Source organism: Pseudomonas sp. HK3 (genome assembly GCF_052920985.1).
The window spans coordinates 308,225-329,664 of sequence record NZ_JBREXD010000001.1; the positions used below are offsets into that span (position 1 = coordinate 308,225).

Genomic DNA, 21,440 nt, shown 5'->3' on the forward strand with positions numbered 1-21,440 from the left:
AGATATTTCTAATTATTGTGAGTACCACATTAGGTGAGATTGCTTTATATTAAAATTCGATATTACTGATAAGTAACTTCCATGAAGCTGAACTTACGATCAATAGACCTTAATTTGCTGCCTGTATTTGAGGCCGTAATGGAAACCCGACAGTTCTCCAAGGCTGCAGAACACTTAGCAATGAGCCAACCTGCAATGAGCGCGGCTGTTCAACGACTTAGAGATACGCTAAATGACCCCTTATTTGTGCGTACCAGCAAGGGCGTGGTTCCGACACCGAAAGCCGAAGCTTTATATCAGGATATTCAAGGCGGACTATCCCAGCTACGCCAAGGTTTAAGTCAACAAAGGGGGTTCGACCCGAAGGCTCACCCCCACAGTTTTCGTATTTTAAGCGGCGATTATTTTGAGTTTGTATTATTGCCCACACTAATTGAGGAGGTAGAACATAGCGCACACAAAATTCGCTTTAACTTAAGACCGATTTTTGATGATTCAGCTAAGCAATTGATTCATGCTCAGGCCGATGTGATGCTTGATGCATTTCCCATCAAGGATGACCGCATTCATTGTGAAGTGGTGACAGAGGAGACTCTTGTAGTCGTGACCCGAAAGAGCCATCCATACATAAAAGATTCTATTAGTCTGTCTGATTTTTTTAGCGCTACTCATGCCGTACTACCGAATCGTGGGCGCTTATTACCTTTGGATAAAATTCTTGATAAACCACTTAGACAAGAGCGTAAGATAGGCGTGCAAGTCACCCAGTACATTAGTTTATTGGCGGCGGTTGCCAACAGTAACTATATTGCTACCGCCCCTAGGCAACTTGCTACCCGTTACGCAGATGCATTAGGTTTAAAGGTATATGATTTTCCTATAGCCGTATCACCAGTACCGATTTATATGATGTGGTCAAAAGCGTTTGATCATGACCCTGCAAATCAATGGCTATTAGATCAATTACGTTTAGTCATTAAGAAAATGAGCTTAAAAATCGATTCAAGTAGTTAAAAACCAGCTGTTTATTTGTTTAAAACGAATACGATTAGTTTCAGAAAAATAACCCCGATTATTGTTACCCAATAAAATGCCACTACCAATCGTATTAGATCAACCCGTACCATTCCAAACATCTAACGTTTCATACACGTTAACACTCCAGCAATGCCTACCAAATTTGGCATCGGGCCATTATTAGGAAAATATAATAATGCGCTGCTACCTATACTGATTCCTGCACACTTATAGCGACTAAAAAATGTATGTCCGCCATTTGATAAATACTGATATTCCTAATCTGGAAACCGGATATTTAATGCAACTTCGACACTTAAAATCGGCACTACACTAGTACCAAGGGCAAATGATAAACCTTCACCTACGCTTTTAGAACGAGAGTTATATTTTGCATAGCGATGCATGCAGCCCTAATTTTACAACCGTAATAATAGTAAATGAATACCAGGCAGCGGGTTCCTTACCTTTGGTATGACACAATCAATCGCTAAAACTTGACCCCTGCCGTCAAAAGCCAACTATCTATCTGTTTATAATGGGTTCGGTTAATTTCAAAAAAATAATAATAACTGTTATTTTTTAATAACACGCCACCGCCAGTTGCATCAGAACAACCACTACTCGTATCCCAATCATCCAAAGTATCCATCGCATTACCCACCCAACAATGGACACCAAATTTTGCATACGGACCGACATCAGGAAAGTGCAATACCACATTTGACCCAAGACTGACGCCTGAAAATATAAAATCGTGTTCTTCACCTCCCCTTGGATACCAAGCACTAGCCTCAGCTTCTAATGATAAAATAGGTAATAATTGCAAACCCATTCCGAGACTAATGCTATTGCCAGAACTAAATTTATCTCCTTCGTTTGTTGTACTTACGCTATGTGCACCGAATTTTACTGAAAAGGTATTGTATACAGAGCTGTTTTCATCGTGTTCCGGTGTGTAGTCAAGAAGATGACTAACATCTTGAGCCCAAGCAAATGATACGGCCAAGCTCAATGCAACGCTTATTAATGATTTCCGTTTAAATCCCACTGTGAAGCTTCCTTTTACTGCTTGTTTTATATTGCCTATGAGCACTAACTCGAATAGTGTATTTACATAACAAAATAAAAATACGAGCTAACATCATGATCGAACAACCTCTTACCCTCCCTTGTGGTCACACTATCAAAAATCGATTTATCAAGGCGGCCATGACAGAAGGTCTGGCTACGGCTGCGGATAATGCCACAATTGGCCACCAAGTTTTATATAAAACATGGGCACAAGGCGGTGCCGCTGCTTTAATGAGCGGTAATATCATGGTGGATCGACGTTACCTTGAACGTGCGGGTAATGTGGTGGTTGAAGATGAACAAGCCATTGAGCAGCTTAAAGCGTGGGCCAACGAAACCCATGCTGGCGGCAGCGAATTGTGGGCACAAATCTCACATCCTGGTCGCCAATGCCCACGTTTAATCAGCACTCAACCGCTATCAGCAAGCGATGTGCAATTAAACATGATAGCCAATTTCGGTAAACCCAAGGCCGCAACGCTTGATGATATTAACGATATAGTGCAGCGCTTTGCCACCACTGCAAAAATCTTAAAGAAAGCCGGTTTTGATGGCGTGCAAATTCACAGCGCTCACGGTTATTTGCTTAGCCAGTTTTTAAGCCCCATTACCAACAAGCGTACCGACGAATACGGCGGCTCACTAGAAAACCGCGCCCGCTTGTTGTTGCGTGTCATCAAAACCGTGCGCGATGCGGTTGGGCCTAAGTTTCCTATTGCCATTAAACTGAATAGCTCGGACTTTCAAAAAGGCGGCTTTAGCGCTGAAGACTGTATTCACGTAGTGCAGTGGTTAAACGATGCTGGCCTTGATTTACTAGAAGTCAGCGGCGGTACTTATGAACAATTAGAGTTTTTTCAACAATCTGATGACAAAGTACGTGCCAGCACCAAAAAGCGTGAGGCGTATTTTTTAGAGTATGCTGAACGTATTAAACAAGTCGCCAACATGCCCGTCATGGTAACCGGCGGTTTTCGTACGGTTGAAGGCATGGAAAGCGCGCTTAAAAATAAACAGACCGACGTAATTGGTTTAGCGCGACCATTCTGTTTAAATCCTAATTTCCCCAATGAAATGATCAATCAATCATTAAGTACGCTAGACGATGTGGAGAGCAAACTCATATTAGGCAAAGGCTTTTGGGGGCCGACGAGTTCATCTAAGTCAGTTCAGACACTTAACAACCAGTGTCAAGCGGGCTGGTATTACCACCAAATAGAGCAATTGGCTCAAGGTAAACCAAGTAACGAGGCCTTTTCACCACGTAAAGCCCTGTTTGCCCACTTGCGTAAAGACTTCACCCGAGCGATCAAGCGCAAATTTGCCTAGAAAATAAATATGACTTTGTGCTGTTGTACAAAGTCATTATTTTTTATACTGGGCCCGCATTTATGTAAATGGAATTCACATGCTCATCCTACCGCTGCAACACAAGCTATCTTGGCGCAAGCCCCCTGTTCTTACTCTCAGCTTAATTATCATCAATATTTTAATCTTTGTGTTTTACCAGCAACAAGATGAGCAAAAAATTGAAGAAATTTATGACGCCTACGATGAATCTGTCTTAGTTCACGCGGAAGCGCCCCATTATGTAGACTATCTTGAGCGCAACCCTATGCGCTTTCATGAGGATTATGTTGCGCATATTAAGCAATCTTTAGATGAGCACGGCCCTAGCAGCATTACTTATGCCATGGCGTTAGACTTAGAGTTTGTTCAGTTTCTTAATGCTTATAAAGATGTCATATGGGATGAAAAAGATAGCCAATGGTGGCAACAAACTCGATTAGAATTTTACCAAACAGAAATCAAAAAGCTCAGTAACTATGCCTACGGCTTTATTCCTGCTGAATACGAAATACACAGTTTATTTACCTATCAGTTTTTACACGGGGGCTGGACACACTTACTAGGTAACATGCTTATTCTGTTTATTTTAGGCTTTGGTTTAGAGCGTATTTTAAGCCTAGTGAAATTACTGATTTTGTACTTATTAACAGGTGCATTAAGCGCCGTTGCATATTCATTTGTTACACAAGGCAGCACAGGAACACTTGTGGGCGCATCGGGCTCTATCTCTGGTTTAATGGGGATTTTTGTTGGTGTGTATGGCTTACAAAAGATACGCTTCTTTTATTTTTTAGGTTTTGCGTTTGGTTATTTTCGCTTTCCTGCTCTAATTATCTTACCTATCTGGGTAGCCAACGAACTCATGCAGCACTTTACCTACACCAACAGTAATGTCGCTTACTTTGCGCACATCGGTGGCTTCGTCTCAGGTGGCTTTCTCGCATTTATGTTTCGTCAAACTTGGCTAAAGCCAAAACAAGATGTCATTGCCATGCACGAAGAGAGTGAATCAAGCTTTAAAAGTGAGTATCAACAAGCATTAGAACTAATCGAAAGTTTAAAGTTTGACCAAGCTAAAAAGAAATTTGCGAAACTGTGGCAATCAAATCACGATAAACCGTTCTTGTTAGACTACCTTTACCACTTATATAAAGTTGATGGTGATACTAAAGGCTTTCATCACGTAATGAACTTAATTATTGAGCATCAAGTTGAAAGCTTATCGCAAGAACAATGGACTCGGTTTAATAACTATATTACCGAGCCCAACGGTATACACCATATAAAACTCGATAATTTAGAGCGAATCATTACTCAAGCAATTGAAGATAAACAATTCACGTTTGTTGAGTACCTACTTGAGCACAATGACCACTCACGCTTCAAACCATTACTTACAAATATGTACCAAGCGATTATTGATTATGCAAAAAGCAGCGTGCTATCGTCTAAAGCCGAACACTATCAAAAACGTCTTGATAGCCTTAGTCATTAAAGACTAATCAAATGCCAAGCGCTTGGTTTCGATAATGACTTTTTCACTCTCGCTTGCTAAGTTAAAAGCAAATGAGAGTATTTTTTTAGCAAACTCATCTTGGCTCATTTCTAGTGTAATATCGGCTAACAGTATCAGCGCTTTAACCAAGTTTGGGTCATTTCTATACTGTTTATGCGTGTCTTTTAATAACAGGTATGCCCACTTGTTTAAGTGTTGTTTATTCAATACAACAGCCAATTGAATCCGTACAGGCAGCTCGGTAATTTTCATGCCGCCTGTATTTAATAGGTAAACAACAAACGGTTTAATTTCATTAAAGGGTTTTATCGATAAAAAACGTCTTAAAATATCGTCGGCTTTTGATTCTAACGCACTGTAACGCTTAAGCTGTAAGAGTAGATCCCATCGATAATGCTCAAGCTCTTGTGAAGCATTGGTCTTTATAAGGGCGTCTAACTTAATTAACGCTTGATCGTAATCACCCTTTTTAAGAAACAGCTTCACTTTATGCAAAGGCTCAGGCTCTGCTAGATCATGGTTGTCGATAACGGCGAACAAACCTAATTCACGCTGATACTGTAATAAGAAATAACCGCATAATGCATAGATAATAATGCTGGAATAAACAGAGAAAAACCCTGTCACAGCCATATAAATATATTCGGGGAGATCTTTACTGCTAATCCAATTTTCAATCGCGGTGATCACCATTAAAATCAGCACAAGATGCACAAATAAAATTAAATAACCTGTTTTTGTTTTTAAGAAAAAGTCTAATAATCGAACAGGGTTTATCGCATCAACCACGGACGACTCATGCACATAAATAATGGCACTGGCAGGGAATAAGAAAAGAATCATGAGAGCGGTCAGCCAACCCAGCCACTGCGCCACAAAAAAACCACTCACTGCAATAAAGATTAAGCCCGCCATCCAAATAACCGATTTAAGCAATATTTTCACATTGCCTTCAAAGGCGCTCATGATACCAGGGGGCACTAACTCACCTTTTGCCATGTGCTTTAACACGCTAAACGAATACAAGGTGTAAAGCGACGTGAGCGCCATAACAATTAAATACGAAGAGAGGGTTTCTCGTGTGCTCGCAAAAACCAATGTGGTTATGATAACCATTAAAAGACTTTGGCCTTTCAATGGGTATTTAAAAAAGGCCGAAATGCGATCCCAGAAAGGTTCTATTTCGTTACTGCTGCCAAGGTTTCTTAGTGTATTACTGCAATCAGGGCAGCGAGGCCCGTGCTCGGGCATACAAGTTGTACAGTAAAATCCATGGCAATGGTGGCATTGCCAGCGCGCTGGGTTTAACGGATGAAAGTCAACAGCTATTGAGCATGTCCAATCCATGGAGGTAAAAGAATCTATTTTACAGGGAATATTATCTAAATGGCCAACCTCATTTATGCTTTAACGAGGTTGACCATTTATTGAAAGACACTGCGCCAATTAACCCTCAAACAATTCCTTCACCGGCCAAACACCATCAAACGTTGCAGCGGTTTTGGTGGCTTTTGCGGCAAAGGTTTTCATCATGTCATTGGGGCGGAACATACCCGACTGCCACGTCGCCATGTATTTTAAGCTGTCTTCTACGGAATGATCACGCGAATAATTCAGCATCTCTTTACAACCCACTACCGCTAACGGTGAGTTTTTCGCAATGGTTGCAGCAATGCTCATCACACCATCCAATAGCGCTTCATGACTTTCAAATACTTCATTCACAAAGCCTAAGTTTTTGGCTTCTTGGGCAGTGAATTTACGGCCAGTGTATGCAAGCTCTCTCACCACACCTTGCGGCATTAATTTTGGTAAACGTTGCAATGTGCCCACATCGGCGGTCATACCTAGCTCGGTTTCTTTAATGGTGAAATAAGCATCCGCTGAACAGTAGCGGCTATCACTGGCACACACCATATCTAACGCGCCGCCAATGCAACCACCTTGAATGGCCGTTAAAACTGGAATTCGCACTTCCTCAAGTGAGCTTAAACTGGCTTGTAATTGCATCACTACTCGACGTAGGTTTTCACCCATACGACCTGGGTCACCTGTCATTGGCACCGCTTTTGGGTTACTGAACACGCCTAAGTCCATACCGGCGCTAAAGTGTTTGCCTGTGGATGAAATTACAATCACTCGGGCATCCCCTGAGGCATCAAGGGCTTTTACACACAGTGGCAACTCAAGCCAGAAGTCGGTATTCATTGAGTTCATGGCTTCTGGGCGGCTCAGTTGCACATGGGCAACGTGATCTTTTACTTCAACGTTAAACGATTTGTAATCCATGATTTCTCTCTTATTTTAATTCACGGCTTTATTTAGACACTGTCAAGATAAGCCAGTATTTGGACATCGTCAAGATTGGGTTTAAACTACCAGTATATCTATCCTTATGAAGACTCCATGAAAGACACCTCCCGCACCAGCAACCTGAAAGCCAGCGCCAACCAGCCTTATCATCACGGCAATCTACGCTTAGCGCTGTTGAATGCCAGCGTGGAAATTATTCGAACTCAAGGCGTAACGGCACTTTCATTACGCAAACTTGCCGATGTGGTGGGCGTCTCTCGCACCGCCCCTTACCATCATTTTAAAGATAAAGACGCGTTATTGGCAGCGGTTGCCAGCCAAGGGTTTGAAGAGTTAAGCCAACTATTAAGCCATGTGGTTAACGATGATGAATCGCAGCTGCAGTCCAAATTAGAGCAAGCGGTTATGGGGTATTTAAACTTTGCCATTCAACACCCAACCCAATACGAACTCATGTTTGGCCAAGCCTTATGGAAAGACAGCGAGCAGGATGCGTTCCGTCGCACCGCCAAAGATTGCTTTCGCCAATACGTCAAACTATTCGAGTTATTTTCAGAACAAGGCTTAATCAACAACCAAGAGCCACCCCTGCGCCTAGCGCAAATGACATGGGCCAGTTTGCATGGCTTAGCACGCTTGGCCAGCGACGGCATCTTTGCCAAACAAGATGATATTCACGACATCGCCCAAACCGCGGTGCGCCATCTTGAACTGATCTTACAAACCTAACTCGCTTAATTGGCCATATGTTACACACGGCTTTTGTGTGAAAACTTCCGCCACTGTTAACGTCATTTATGGCCATTGGTCACCCTCACGCCCCTGCTGTACTGTTATTGCCACACTGACGATATTTGTCATATTACGAATACAGCTGATAACAATAAAAAGGCCAAACATGAGTACAGATGCATTTATCTACGACGCCATCCGCACCCCACGCGGTAAAGGCAAAAAAGACGGCTCACTACATGAAGTTAAACCGGTTTCATTAGTGGTGGGCTTAATGAAAGCCCTAGAAGAGCGCAACAAACTAGACACCAGTAAAGTAGAAGACGTAGTACTGGGTTGTGTCACACCCATTGGTGACCAAGGGGCCGACATAGCCAAAACCGCCGCTCTTGCAGCTGGCTGGGATGAAAAAGTATCCGGCGTTCAATTAAACCGTTTTTGCGCATCAGGCCTTGAAGCGGTCAATATGGCGGCCATGAAAGTGGCATCTGGTTGGGAAGATTTAATCGTCGCAGGCGGCGTGGAATCCCTATCGCGTATTCCCATGGGCAGTGACGGTGGCGCGTGGGCCATGGACCCTGCTACCAATTTTCAAACCGGTTTTGTACCACAAGGTGTGGGCGCAGATTTAATCGCAACCCTCGAAGGCTTTAGCCGTGACGACGTAGACGCGTTCGCAGTCAATTCACAAATCAAAGCCGCTGCCGCACGCAAAAATGGCAAATTTAATAAATCACTGATTCCCGTTACCGACCAAAACGGCATCACCATTTTAGATCACGATGAATTTATTCGTGAAGGCACCACCACAGCTGACCTAGCCAAACTTAAGCCATCGTTTCAAATGATGGGCCAAATGGGGTTTGACGACAGCGCAAAATTAAAATACCCACAAGTTGAAGAAATTAACCACATGCACCACGCCGGTAACAGCTCAGGCATTGTGGATGGCGCTGCTCTTGTTTTAATTGGTAACGAAAAAATCGGCAAAGAATTAAACATGAAACCCCGCGCCCGTATTGTCAGCGTGGCACTTACGTCTACCGAGCCGACCATCATGTTAACCGGCCCAGGCCCTGCCTCTTTAAAAGCACTCGATAAAGCGGGCTTAACAGTGGACGACATTGATTTATTTGAAGTAAACGAAGCGTTTGCATCAGTTGTGATGAAATTTCAAAAAGACCTAGGTGTGCCTTGGGAAAAAATTAACGTAAACGGCGGCGCCATTGCCATGGGCCATCCGCTCGGTGCAACTGGTGCCATGATTTTAGGTACCTTATTAGATGAATTAGAAGCCCAAGAGAAACGTTATGGCCTTGCCACATTGTGTGTGGGTGGTGGCATGGGTATCGCCACCATCATCGAGCGGATATAAACGAGCCTAGTTGCGTTGCTCTAGCTGCGTTATAAATTTTATCGGGGTCGTTATTTAGGCGAGCTAAACGCCTCCCCACTCAAAAATTTATGCCTTGCTAGATCAGCCTCACTAACGGTTTTTACAATAAAAATGATCACAAAAGAATAAAATTATTAAATTGGGTGAATTAGACACTATTTTTAAACCTGATTTTGTAATTAAGGATAGGAATAATAAAAATGACAGACGCCATTCGTTTTGAAAAAGACGCCGACAATATCGTCACGTTAACCATGGATATGCCTGGGCAAAGTGCCAACACCATGAACGCGGATTTCCGCGAAGCCATCTTGGCCATCGCCGATCGAATTGAAGCGGAAATTGATTCCATCAGTGGTGTGATTTACGCCTCGGCTAAAAGCACCTTTTTTGCTGGCGGCGATTTAAAGGAACTGATTCAAGTTGAAAAAGAAAACGCCGCTGAGTTTTTTCAAATGGTTGAAAAAATAAAAGCGCCGCTGCGTAAAATTGAAACCCAAGGCATTCCGGTTGTGGCGGCCATTAACGGCGCGGCATTAGGTGGCGGTTTTGAAATTTGTTTGGCTAGTCATCACCGTATTGCCATTAACAATCCAAAATTAAAAGTGGGTTTGCCTGAAGTGACACTGGGTTTATTACCCGGCGGTGGCGGCGTGGCACGGATGGTGCGTTTATTAGGCTTAGAAGCGGCGTTCCCATTTTTAATGGAAGGCAAACAAGTCAACCCAGAAAAAGCGCTAAAAGCAGGCTTGATTCACGAACTTGCCGATGACGCTAACGACTTAATCACCAAAGCCAAAACATGGATTAAAGCCAACCCTAAATCCACTCAACCTTGGGACGTAAAAGGGTATAAATTACCGGGCGGCGCACCGAGCCATCCAGCGGTTGCACAAAAATTAGCAATCGTACCTTCAATCTTGCGTCAAAAAACCAAAGGCTGTTACCCAGCCCCTGAGAAAATATTAGCCGCCGCGGTTGAAGGGGCACAAGTCAGCTTTGATCAAGCTTGCACCATCGAAAGCCGTTACTTTACTGAACTCACCACCAGCCAAATTGCAAAAAATATGATTGGTACGTTTTGGTTTCAACTGAACGAAATCAAAGCCGGTGGCTCTCGCCCTAATGGTATTGATGCCTACACCACCAAAAAAGTGGGCGTACTAGGCGCAGGCATGATGGGCGCGGGTATTACCTATTCCACCGCCATGAGCGGTATTGAAGTGGTGCTTAAAGACATATCAGTTGAAGCCGCCGAAAAAGGCAAAGCCTATAGTGAAGGCTTATTAAAAAAACGCGTATCACGCAAACAAATGACACAAGAAAAAGCCGACAGCGTTTTAGCGTTAATCAAGCCAAGCGCGAATGCAGAAGATTTAGACGGCTGTGATTTAATCATCGAAGCGGTATTTGAAAATCGTGAACTCAAAGCCAAAGTCACTCAAGAAGCCGAACTGTTCATGGCAAAAGACGGCGTGTTTGCATCTAATACATCCACCTTGCCCATTACAGGTTTAGCCACCGCAGCAAAAGACGCACAAAAATTCATTGGCCTACACTTTTTTAGCCCTGTGGATAAAATGCCATTGGTTGAAATTATCAAAGGCGAACAAACCAGCGATGAAACTCTGGCGCGCGCCTTTGATTACGTGTTGCAAATAAACAAAACCCCAATCGTGGTAAACGACAGCCGCGGCTTTTTCACCAGCCGAACCTTCGGTACGTTTGTGGGCGAAGGTTTAACCATGTTAAGTGAAGGTATTCACCCACAATTTATTGAAAGCGCCGCGCTACAAGCGGGTATGCCAATTGGCCCGCTTGCCGTGCAAGATGAAGTCTCCATGACGTTAAGCCGCAAAGTGGTGGATCAAACCCGTTTAGACTTACAAGCCGAAGGCAAGGACTTACCCGTTACACCAGCCGAAACCCTCACCAATAAAATGCTGGATGAATTTAAACGTGAAGGCAAAGCGGCCGGTGCAGGTTTTTATGATTACCCTACAAACGGTAAGAAAAAACTATGGGCAGGTTTAACCGAACACTTTGTGAAACCAGAAGTGAGCATTTCGCTAGAAGATGCTAAAGAGCGCATCTTGTTTCGCCAAGCCATTGAGACTCTACGTTGTTTCGAAGAAGGCGTATTAACCAGCGTACGCGATGCCAATATTGGTTCGATCTTTGGAATCGGTTTTGCACCCTGGACAGGTGGCGCGATTCAATATGTGAATCAATACGGCGTACGTGCGTTTTATCAACGTGCCAAACAATTAGCTGAGCAGTATGGTGAGCGTTTTGAACCGCCAGCGATTTTGGTTGAGCATGCCGAAAAAGATGAGATCTTTAAATAAACGTTAACACTAAAAGTGACAACTGAATATTCAGTTGTCACTTTTACTTTATCTTCTAAAAACGAAACCTAATAAGAAAATAATACTAGGCATTGAAAAAAGTTTTAACCAATGACGTAGGGGATCGCTGCAATTCAGTTCCTACATCAGATAACAGCAGCTCTTTACAACTATGTATCAAGTGGGCTCATGACCCCCTTACCACCACGGTTTAACACATGCGTATAAATCATAGTGGTATTCACATTGGCATGTCCCAACAACTCTTGCACCGTTCTAATGTCCTGACCCCTTTCAAGTAAATGCGTGGCAAACGAATGTCTAAATGTATGACAGCTAGCATGCTTGTATATCTGTGCTGCAAGAATTGCCTGCTTTACGGGCTTGCGAACCAAGCTCTCATCCATGTGATGCCGCCCGCGCCGCCCAGTAATAGGATCTGTGGATAAGCGTTCCGATGCAAAAATATATTGCCAAGGCAACTGCTTACCTGCACTGGGGTATTTTTTAGCAAGCTGATTTGGCATGTACACGAAGTCAATACCTTCTGCCAGTGCTACTTGATGCAACGCTTTGGCTCGCTCAATGGCTTCATGCAATCCCTGCTCAGCCAATGCTGGCAGCATGGTCACTCGATCTTTTGCCCCCTTGCCTTGACGAATGGTGATTTCTTTACGGCCAAAATCCACATCCTTAAGGCGCAAACGCAATACCTCCATCACCCGCATACCCGAGCCGTACATGAGCTGCGCCGCCGTCAGCGCCAAACCTTCCATATTGGCAAGCACCCGCCTCACTTCATCCACCGTAAACACCACTGGCAAGTGTTTTGATTTTCTTGGTCGCACCCAGTCTTCAATTTCAATATTTTTACCCAATACTTTTTCATACAAAAACACCAACGCCGACAGCGCCTGCTTTTGTGTACTGCCTGCCACACGCTCATGAGTGGCCAAGTGGCTTAAAAACATCATTACTTCGCTTGCCCCCATATCTTTTGGATGCTGCATGTTATTAAACAACAAATAACGGCGAATCCAGTTCCAATAAGAACGCTCGGTATTTAACGCATAATGAGCCGCGCGCATTTTGAGCTGAAAGGTTTCTTGTAAACGAGCCATTTCCCACACCTTCAAAATAAAACACTGTATCTATATGGCTCTTCCCCTGATTTAGTGGAATGCCATATCTAGCCCGCCAAAACGAAAAATGATAGAAGACTTATATCGCTCAATATTTCTATAGCCCCTCGATTGTCTGCCTAGTGCCTTAATGTTGTTGTTTAGTGCTTCAGCTCGACCATTTGAAACACCGTAATGCATTGCATTGATAATACCCTCCAGATAATTTTCTATCGTTCCTACAACAGATGTTAAAGCTTTAATCCCTGCTTCTTTCGCTAGCTTAATCCATGTTTTCCACGCTGATTTAGCTTGGATGTAGCTCACCGTTTCCCAGATGATTCTAAATTGCTCTTTGAAGTACCAGGCTACGGCTGTTTTTATTAAATATTGTTTTTGTCCGTCAAGGATATCTTCAATTTCTTCGGTTCTATTTTTTTCGTTTTTAAACCATAAAAACCGTGACTTATGGTGCTTAAGTTTATTTAGATTAGGCATAGATCTTACTTCTGATCTTTGCACATGAAGTAATGCCTCATTCAGCATTTTGGCAATATGAAAGTGATCATAAGCAATTAGTTTTTTAGCTCTGCGTCCAAAGCGAGTAAAAACAGCTTTTTTATAGGCCGCACTTAAATCCATTGATATGGATTTCATTTTATTAATGTCGTGCACCGGTATGCTGGCAAAGCACTGCAATAGGCTCTCGCTAGATCGGCCGTCCTTGATGGTAAGTACCTGGCCTAGCTGGTTTGAAAGTACTGTAATGAAAACTCTAGGCTTTCCTACACATGTCTCATCTACAAATAGATGTTTACATGAGAACTTCCTTCGCCTTTTCAGGCCTCGATTAACACCTCGTTTAATAATCCCGTCAATTGCATTCCAACTGAGCTTAAGTTGTCGAGTTAGCGCTAAAATCGAGGTCTCGGCTGCCCAATTCAGAACTTGATTTTCGAATAGCAATGTATAGCGAGAACTATCTTCGGCCCATGGCACAGGAATCGTAACGCATCCATGTTCTTTGCAAGTTACCCTGGGAACATCAGCCTCAATTATTGTTTGAAATTGGCAGGTATCGAGATGACGCCACTGCCTTATTCTAGAGTCGTATCGCTTTGAATCAGTACCGCACTTTGGGCATGACATTGAAGACGCATTACAACTCACCACAACCGTTATTTGACCTGAGCTTTCCTCAAGACGAACACCGGATACTTCCCATGGTGCCTTAAGCTGCAGAATTTTATTATATAGGGTGCACTGATCCATGCTGGCCTCCAAAATCTAAAGGCTTAATCTATCAGGTTAGAGTGATGTTTTGCTAAGTTTCCACCAGATCAGGGGAAGAGCCATCTATATACACTATATTATCAAGATGGATCTGTATAACCCGATTTTAAGAGATCACTTACAAATCAGGCGACATGGGGGTTATAGCCCGTTTTTTAAGTCTATAGTCTGATAACCGGATTTATATCGGTTTATTTGATTGATTTGTTTTTAGGGTTGGGTAATATTCGGCACCAAATTGCATGGATCAACTAAACCGTTGAAAGCAAAGGGAAAATTGCAGTCCGTCTTTCTCTAGCTATAACTGGTTATCAAGATCCATCCGAATAACCAAATTGTTATGCACCTACGGAATTTGTTGGATATGAAAAATTTTATATTTTTAGTCGTATTTCTTCTGTCAGGAACTGCTCAAGCGGATTGGACAGCCTCTTGGGGGAAAATTACCGATGTAATGAGTCATGATGGAAAACATATTGTTTATACAACTATCACTGACAAAACTTGTGCTGGCACGGGAAGGTTTTGGTGGCCAGCGGATGATACAGATGCCAAAGACATGCTGGCACTTTCATTGGCGGCCTTCATGGGAGATAAGAATGTTCGCTTTGTTCACGAGACCCAAAATGAAGACTGTGTTTATGGTGGTATAAATAAAGCAACACATATACAAATTAAACGTTGATAGCATAACAAACTCATGCATCCGAAAAAACGGATGATGAGGAAGTTATGTATAAGAATATGAAATATTTACTATTAGTCCTAACAACATTGCTTTCACTTAACTCCTTCTCTTGGGATGGTGTCGATAAAGATCGAATTGGATCTATTCAAGTAACTGCTGCTGAAAACGCTGGCTTTCGAATTGGATTTGAAAGCGGAAAGGTATTCTGCGACACACATACTTGGGCTTATTTAAATAAAACAGACAGCAACTATGAAACCTACGTAAGCGTATTACTAGCTGCTAAGATGTCGGGGCAAGAAGTCACCGTTTACACGATGAAGAACGGAAATCATGGCTTTTGTGATATCGGTCACATTGAATTACATTAACCACTTAAACATAACCACAATGGGCTTCGGAGTCCCGAAGCCACAACCGTTATATCTAGTCACAATTTAAGCGGAGTCTCGAATGAGATCTATATCTATTTTTTACCTATCTATGTTTTTACTATTATCAGCAAATTTATCAAACGCTAGCACTGCTCTTTCTTCTAATAGCTTAACAATTACAGGGATGTCGACTCATGATGGGGGCGAAGTGACGTACATGTATATTAAATTTTCAGATGGTACTTGTGGATATATTACTGAAAATAAAAATGAGCTACAGAGCTTATCTTTAGCAGCTTTTATGGCAACTAAGACTGTGTCATACATATATTATAGTGACACAAGCAATAATGTTAACTTTTGGCTTGGTGATAGTTCTTGGGGAGGTGGTACAGCTGTGTGCGTTAAACTGCATAGGTTAGATGTTGCGGGTTAATTTCAAACATCATCAAAATCAATCATATAACAACGGTGGGCTTCGGAGTCCCGAAGCCCACCGTTATTTTGAGTACAAAAAAATGCTAAGATTATTGAGCGTACTATTTTTTCTAGTGCTTTTTTCTGTCAACACATATTCAGGAGGAAGGCATGAAGGGTTTGTCGAAAATATTGAAGCGGGAAACGCTGATGGTGCAATATTTTTCAATACTACTGAAGATATCATCACATACGAATGTACGAATCCATCAGGCTATATAGTTCCAAGTGATTACGCCGTTGATAAAGTACTATCTATATTGCTATCAGCCAAAATGGCAGACAAAAAAGTATATTTCGACATTAACGGATGTATTGGTTCATACCCCCGTGTAATTAGAGCGGGCCTTAAATAAAACAAACAAATAACAACAATGGGCTTCGGATCCCCGAAGCCACAACCGTTAGATATCTATGAAAAATATACTTACATCAATACTACTTCTAGTATCGCTTGAGAGCTTCGCAGCAAATAGCGGGATCATTACGTCATTAGGTGCAGCCGGTACAGATAGCCTGTCCCATAAAGATATCTTTCAACTTACGATTGAAGGTGGATTCAATAGTGGTGACTGCAATTCTACATTTGCAGCCATAAGAAAAGATGATACTCACTTAATCAGCTTGGCAATGATGGCGTATGCAACCAAAACACCAGTTTCTATCTTTTTAAAAGAAACCGATATCTACCATGCACCTGATAATCGATGCACTATACATCTAATTTATACAAATTAATCTAACAATGGTGGGCTTCGGAGTCCCGAAGCCATGGCCGTTACTTTAAAAAATAAATGGATCCCCGATCAAAGCGCTTCGCGCGTCGGGGATGACGATTTAGTAATCAAATATAATAAAAAATTTAAAGCCGTTATGATTTCATTGCAGCGGGCTTTTTATAGAAGAGAACTTACAATCTCGTTGAGGAATCACGAGTGGATAACTTGTAGCAATAGATTACTGATCAAAGCGCTTCGCGCGTGAAGAGATGACGGCTTGGCAAGCGAAAAAACTATTAAGCCGTTGTGATTTTAGTACAGCGGGTTTAAAGATCACACCACTACTGCAAATGAAATTCTAAACGGTTGTTCACTGCGGCAATCCCATTCCAATCTTTTGATAATGTCGCGCCTGCACCACTTGTGATAATGACGGGGTATTCTTGCTTGGTATAACTTGAGCCCATGTATTCAAACTCAATATAGAAGCCATTGTAAGTGTTATTCCATTGGTCAACTAATTGCATCCAGTCTTTTATTTCGCTGGCATCGCCCCATTCAAGATCGCTGCGTTTTACGCATTGGCTGATAGGGGTTTTATCACTGGCCAAGGTAAATGTTCCGCTGGCATTCTTTTCACAATAATTACCAGAGTGATAACGCAAACTTAAAGTGCCATTAAAACCTTCTTGTTCTAATCGAATTAATAATTCGTTCATATGAGTTTGCATGCGTAAACTCGTCAGTGGCTCTTGATAACCCAATTGATTGTTTTGGTTAAGCGCCCACTGTAACGACTGTGTTGGAAAAATGATTTCAATACCCATTGCAGGTGTACTGCTACTGCTTGAGCTATTTATTTTAGTTAGCAGTTGATCGGTTTTTTCACTGTTCGCCATTTGCACTTGAGTAAGATTATCAATCTTAGGCACAACAGAGTCATCGGCGTTTAACCACAAACCCAGTACCCCAACAAAAATAGCCGCCGTTAAACCCAAACCCCATTGTTGCCAGCGCACGGTTTGTGTTCCCATTTGCGTTACCGCTGGGCGCACTTCTTTTACCATGGTGTCCAGTAGTGCATGCTGATCTTGCTTGATGCTGTCCCGTTGTTCTAAAAACAACTGACGGAATAGCTGGCGCATAGAGTCTTTTTCTAAATCTTCACTGGCGCTGCGTGATAGCTCTTCTAAGGTATGTCGGGTTTCAGCAATAATTTCAGCCTGTGCTTGGCTAGCCTTATCTGGTGCGTCTTGTTTTGAGGCCGCAACAGGTGCTTTCATTACTCGGTCGTTACTGCCCGCTGGAATCAATTTTAGCTGCTGTAAAACGCGCTCAAGCTGAACCGGTTTAAGCTTTTTAGGTAAGACGCCCACTGCGCCAAGGGCACGAGCTTGATTAACGTACACCCCTTCGTCTTTTGAGGTGTACATAAGAATGGGGATTTTTGCGGTGCTGGGGTCATTTTTAATGGCTTGTACGGCTTGAAAGCCATCCATCCCCGGCATCATGTGATCCATAAAGATCACATCTGGCTTATGCGCGCTTAAGATCCCGAGGGCTTCTTCTGCTGATTCTGCGGTATCGACCTTAATTGCGTGTGCTACCAGCATTTCTTTCAATACATAACGGGCCAACTTAGAATCATCAACCACCAATGCTGACTTTTGGGAATGAAGAAATTCTGAGTCCATGTTACGCCCTAACTATGTAAAAAAGCGGCACTATAGTCAAAAAGGGGTTCAAGGGGCGGGGCTTAGATCACATAAAGCCGGGAATTTGAGCATTCTGTGATGCGTCATACACAATATGTGCTCTGTAATGGCTAAATGTCGTTTAAGTCTTTCAGCTCAAGCTCAAATTGGTTAACGAGCTCAAATAATCCCCACTGCGACATGGTCGCCTGCCAAGACTGATCGTTTTGCATTTGGTGAATAACACGATTGAACTCAGGTAACATCCAAGCATGGTCTTTAGAAAGTAACACATGCCGAGAGAAAGCATCTTGCGGCGTCAACGATACGTAAAATGCCTGTGTCAGTATTTTTTGGTTTTGCATATATAGAATGGTCGACCGGCTGTCTAAAAATGCATCTATTTTACCTAGCTTAAGCCTTTGGTAATTCTGGTAACTGCTTTTAGCATCTACCCTGTTAATGGTGCCCGCCTTAAAAAAAGGATTAAGATCCACGTAATAGTGACCATATCGAACTCCGATATTAAGGTCTTTTAAGTCTTGTGCCTGGTTAAACATGATCTTTTTATCTGTACTACTGACAAGGGTATCGGCATCCCAAAAAATCGCGGCACTGCTTAAAACATCGGGATCTCGATGTTTAAACCACAAATCGTTGGCCCATAATATTAAGTATGGTTTCCCGCTTTCAACGATGGCATTTAAAGCTGGGCGCTCAATATGTACCAATTTTAATTTTATATTCGACTGCTTTTGATTGAAGGCTTTAGTCCACTGTTGAGACAAATCTTCTTTAGAATCAATAAAGTACGGAGCATCATCATGATAAACATATACAGGGAAAGTGGCTGATATGGCAGCTGATGCGAGCATAAGGCCCAAAACAAGAGTCACAAGTCGATAAAAAATACGCATTTTTCTCCTATCCAGTTTTCATAGTATAGATAAGCCTGAGCAACCATCTGACTATTTTATTTGTTTTGTACCTTATTACGATGCCAACGCAGAAGCAATTTGTACACGCACCTCACCGTTTATTCTCCATGCCAGAACATTATCCTCATAAAACCAAATAAGTGTACTAAGGTATTGAGTTATCTAGTGTTTTGGCTAACTTCAACTAATCTAATAATAAATCATGAGTCATGAGTTATATGTACCGTCATATCGCCATCTTATTAGGCCTTTGTGCATGTGAGTTCTCCTATTCTGATGACGTTTTTGATCTGAGCCTAGAAGAACTGCAAAGCATTAGAGTCGAAGTTGCATCTCTGTTTGAAGACAGCGCGTTGGATGTGGCTTCATCCACTGCTGTCCTGTATCAGCAAGACTGGCAACAAAGAGGCGCCAGCACGCTCGGTCAAACCTTAGAGGCCGTGCCTTCGGTGTTTGCTAATACTACATGGGGTGGCAGTGAAGTGCTTGCCATACGCGGTTACGCCACCGAGCTATCTGTTCGCGGTATTGCCTATACGATGAATGGGATCCCCCTTGGCTCGTACACTTATGCCAATACCGGTTATTCCATTCCCAGAATGCCCTTACCTCTCATGCAGCAAGTTGAGATGATCCGCGGGCCAGGGTCGGCCATTTATGGCAATGATGCCTTTCATGGCGTATTAGCATTCAAGCTTGCCAACGCTCCCGTATCGCAATCGCTGGGTTACACGCAATTAGGCGCCAACAATCGGCAGGTTTCTCTACTTAATAGTCACTTCAGTGGTAATTGGGATGTTCATTCAGGTGTCGCATATGAACAAGATGGGCCATACGATCAACCCTATGAATATGTTGATCCCAATTCTGGCGCAAACCAAACCAGTCAACGCGCACAGTCTGTAGAAAACATCAGCGCTTATCTATCGATGAATTACGGCAGCATCAGTAATGGCGGAAAGTGGTCATCATTACTGTTTTACAATGAACTGGATGCGGATGGTTTTCCGGGAATTGGCCGACAGTTCTTTGAACCATTAACCGCTTCGTTTGATTTAGACAGCACCAGCTTATCAACCGACACTGACATTACTGATACTGACTCTCAATTCTTACTGACAGGCCTAAGCCATGAAATTAAAATGGGTCATGACATTCAAATAAAAAACCAAATTTATTTTTGGCAAAGTGAACATCTCTGGACCTTTGACAACCGAGGCTACCCAGACGCAATCACTACATTAGGTAATACCGCACTCCCCTGTAAAACCGATGAAAATAGCACCTCACCCAACCCGCTTTATTGCAAACACCTTCGTACACAAGAAGATAATGAACAGCGCGCAGGCTATCAGTTGCAAATAAAACAACAGCACAATGCATTGAATACGCAGTGGGTTGTCGGCGCAGGGTATGATGAAATAAAAATAACCGACAGTCGCTTTGAGAGACGAGACCTTAACGATAATTTAATGATCGGCTACGACAATGCATTTAAAGACGACCAGCGTTTTCTTAACCACGTATTTGCCCAAGCACGCACAGGTTTTGATGATGATACCTGGCTGTTAAGCTACGGCGTACGCTGGGACAGCTACAGTGATGCCGACAATCACACGTCACCGCGTATTGGCTTGGTACACAAGATTAATGAACACTGGCGTCAAAAAATATTGTATGGCCACGCTTATCGCGCTCCGACTGCGCTCGAATTAAAAGGCTCCAGTTCATCTGTATTGGGGAATACTGATTTAAAGCCAGAAACAATCGATACTTATGAGTATGTTCTGATGTATCACCAATCGGATTTACAATTAGAAGCCGTTTTCTTTACAAGCGAGTGGCAAGATGCCATTGCACTCGTCCCTGTGCCAAATATCAGCAGTACAAATCAATACCAAAATATTAAAAATAACGATGCACAAGGCTTAGAGTTCACGGTTAATAAACTCATCAATAAATGGCAATTAAAAGCCAATGCCAGCTATGTAAAAAGTGAAAACAAAAGTGACGATATTGATTACCAAGCCTTTCCTGAAATTATGTTAAGCCTTAATGTCGAGCATCAATTAAGTCAGCGCTCACGGATCGGTGCTTGGTATCGACATATGCAAGACTACGCCCTTGGTGACGATACAAACTTATTCACAGACAACAATGAGTCTTATCAACGATTTGATATTTATGCATCCCATGTCTTCCAAGCCAATACCAAGCTGGGTATGAATGTATTCAACCTATTTGATCAAACACTGCCCTTGCCCTCTTACTACGGATCAGAAAACGGATTAGAGGATCGCGGCCGAGAGGTTAATATTTACCTAGAACAACGCTTTTAATATTTAAAAGCGCCCCATTCTTTTTTCTGATGCGATTCAAGGCAATAACTG

Annotated in this window: 19 protein-coding genes; 12 read left to right on the plus strand and 7 right to left on the minus strand. The window is 42.6% G+C overall.

Translation table 11 applies throughout. The features are described 5' to 3' along the window. The first annotated feature begins 81 nt into the window (after nt 1-81). Complete coding sequence (locus tag ACU6U9_RS01370) at nt 82-1,014, plus strand: LysR substrate-binding domain-containing protein (protein WP_446733291.1); 933 nt, start codon at nt 82-84, stop codon at nt 1,012-1,014. Nucleotides 1,015-1,507: 493 nt separating this feature from the next. Here the strand turns inward: ACU6U9_RS01370 and ACU6U9_RS01375 are convergent, their stop codons facing one another. Continuing rightward, the gene (locus ACU6U9_RS01375) at nt 1,508-2,068 is read right to left on the minus strand and encodes a hypothetical protein (protein ID WP_446733292.1); all 561 of its coding nucleotides are present in this window, start codon (nt 2,066-2,068) and stop codon (nt 1,508-1,510) included. 95 nt (nt 2,069-2,163) lie between these two features. On the opposite strand from ACU6U9_RS01375, the gene ACU6U9_RS01380 reads away from it, so the two are divergent. Further along, nucleotides 2,164-3,420, plus strand: a complete 1,257-nt coding sequence (locus tag ACU6U9_RS01380; protein ID WP_446733293.1) for an NADH:flavin oxidoreductase/NADH oxidase family protein — start codon at nt 2,164-2,166, stop codon at nt 3,418-3,420. 79 nt (nt 3,421-3,499) lie between these two features. Then, nucleotides 3,500-4,936, plus strand: a complete 1,437-nt coding sequence (locus ACU6U9_RS01385; RefSeq protein WP_446733294.1) for a rhomboid family intramembrane serine protease — start codon at nt 3,500-3,502, stop codon at nt 4,934-4,936. A gap of 3 nt (nt 4,937-4,939) precedes the next feature. On the opposite strand, the gene ACU6U9_RS01390 is transcribed toward ACU6U9_RS01385, so the two are convergent. Continuing rightward, nucleotides 4,940-6,208 carry a hypothetical protein gene (locus tag ACU6U9_RS01390; protein WP_446733295.1) on the minus strand — a complete coding sequence of 423 codons (1,269 nt, stop codon included), beginning with the start codon at nt 6,206-6,208 and terminating at the stop codon, nt 4,940-4,942. A gap of 195 nt (nt 6,209-6,403) precedes the next feature. Further along, on the minus strand, nt 6,404-7,246 hold the full coding sequence (locus tag ACU6U9_RS01395; protein WP_446733296.1) for a crotonase/enoyl-CoA hydratase family protein: 843 nt from the start codon (nt 7,244-7,246) through the stop codon (nt 6,404-6,406). A gap of 117 nt (nt 7,247-7,363) precedes the next feature. Here ACU6U9_RS01395 and ACU6U9_RS01400 point away from each other — a divergent pair, with 117 nt between their 5' ends. The 3 genes from ACU6U9_RS01400 to ACU6U9_RS01410 all read left to right on the plus strand — a co-directional run bounded on the left by ACU6U9_RS01400 (nt 7,364) and on the right by ACU6U9_RS01410 (nt 11,746). Next, nucleotides 7,364-7,999 (plus strand): TetR/AcrR family transcriptional regulator, encoded by a 636-nt coding sequence (locus tag ACU6U9_RS01400; protein ID WP_446733297.1) that lies wholly within the window; start codon nt 7,364-7,366, stop codon nt 7,997-7,999. A 169-nt stretch (nt 8,000-8,168) separates the two neighbouring features. Then, nucleotides 8,169-9,377: an acetyl-CoA C-acetyltransferase gene (locus ACU6U9_RS01405; protein ID WP_446733298.1), complete on the plus strand. Its 1,209-nt coding sequence runs from the start codon at nt 8,169-8,171 to the stop codon at nt 9,375-9,377. A gap of 221 nt (nt 9,378-9,598) precedes the next feature. After that, a complete protein-coding gene (locus ACU6U9_RS01410) occupies nt 9,599-11,746 on the plus strand; it encodes a 3-hydroxyacyl-CoA dehydrogenase NAD-binding domain-containing protein (protein ID WP_446733299.1) in 2,148 nt (715 codons plus the stop codon). A gap of 170 nt (nt 11,747-11,916) precedes the next feature. On the opposite strand, the gene ACU6U9_RS01415 is transcribed toward ACU6U9_RS01410, so the two are convergent. Together ACU6U9_RS01415 and ACU6U9_RS01420 are read right to left on the minus strand one after the other, a co-directional pair. Further along, the gene (locus tag ACU6U9_RS01415; RefSeq protein WP_446733300.1) at nt 11,917-12,867 is read right to left on the minus strand and encodes an integron integrase; all 951 of its coding nucleotides are present in this window, start codon (nt 12,865-12,867) and stop codon (nt 11,917-11,919) included. A gap of 51 nt (nt 12,868-12,918) precedes the next feature. Further along, nucleotides 12,919-14,139, minus strand: a complete 1,221-nt coding sequence (locus tag ACU6U9_RS01420; RefSeq protein ID WP_446733301.1) for an ISL3 family transposase — start codon at nt 14,137-14,139, stop codon at nt 12,919-12,921. Between the two features lie 385 nt (nt 14,140-14,524). Here ACU6U9_RS01420 and ACU6U9_RS01425 point away from each other — a divergent pair, with 385 nt between their 5' ends. The 5 genes from ACU6U9_RS01425 to ACU6U9_RS01445 all read left to right on the plus strand — a co-directional run bounded on the left by ACU6U9_RS01425 (nt 14,525) and on the right by ACU6U9_RS01445 (nt 16,437). Further along, nucleotides 14,525-14,845: a hypothetical protein gene (locus ACU6U9_RS01425; protein WP_446733302.1), complete on the plus strand. Its 321-nt coding sequence runs from the start codon at nt 14,525-14,527 to the stop codon at nt 14,843-14,845. A gap of 59 nt (nt 14,846-14,904) precedes the next feature. Beyond that, on the plus strand, nt 14,905-15,219 hold the full coding sequence (locus tag ACU6U9_RS01430; RefSeq protein ID WP_446733303.1) for a hypothetical protein: 315 nt from the start codon (nt 14,905-14,907) through the stop codon (nt 15,217-15,219). Nucleotides 15,220-15,301: 82 nt separating this feature from the next. Continuing rightward, nucleotides 15,302-15,658 carry a hypothetical protein gene (locus ACU6U9_RS01435; protein WP_446733304.1) on the plus strand — a complete coding sequence of 119 codons (357 nt, stop codon included), beginning with the start codon at nt 15,302-15,304 and terminating at the stop codon, nt 15,656-15,658. Further along, nucleotides 15,645-16,055 (plus strand): hypothetical protein, encoded by a 411-nt coding sequence (locus ACU6U9_RS01440; protein WP_446733305.1) that lies wholly within the window; start codon nt 15,645-15,647, stop codon nt 16,053-16,055. The genes ACU6U9_RS01435 and ACU6U9_RS01440 overlap by 14 nt, the downstream gene beginning before the upstream one ends. A 58-nt stretch (nt 16,056-16,113) precedes the next feature. Continuing rightward, nucleotides 16,114-16,437, plus strand: a complete 324-nt coding sequence (locus ACU6U9_RS01445; RefSeq protein ID WP_446733306.1) for a hypothetical protein — start codon at nt 16,114-16,116, stop codon at nt 16,435-16,437. 322 nt (nt 16,438-16,759) lie between these two features. On the opposite strand, the gene ACU6U9_RS01450 is transcribed toward ACU6U9_RS01445, so the two are convergent. Continuing rightward, the gene (locus tag ACU6U9_RS01450; RefSeq protein WP_446733307.1) at nt 16,760-18,112 is read right to left on the minus strand and encodes a response regulator; all 1,353 of its coding nucleotides are present in this window, start codon (nt 18,110-18,112) and stop codon (nt 16,760-16,762) included. 131 nt (nt 18,113-18,243) lie between these two features. Next, a complete protein-coding gene (locus tag ACU6U9_RS01455) occupies nt 18,244-19,029 on the minus strand; it encodes a substrate-binding periplasmic protein (protein WP_446733308.1) in 786 nt (261 codons plus the stop codon). Nucleotides 19,030-19,259: 230 nt separating this feature from the next. Between ACU6U9_RS01455 and ACU6U9_RS01460 the strand changes: the two genes are divergently transcribed. Further along, nucleotides 19,260-21,389, plus strand: coding sequence for a TonB-dependent receptor (locus ACU6U9_RS01460; protein ID WP_446733309.1), 2,130 nt, complete (start codon nt 19,260-19,262; stop codon nt 21,387-21,389). Nucleotides 21,390-21,440: the final 51 nt, after the last annotated feature.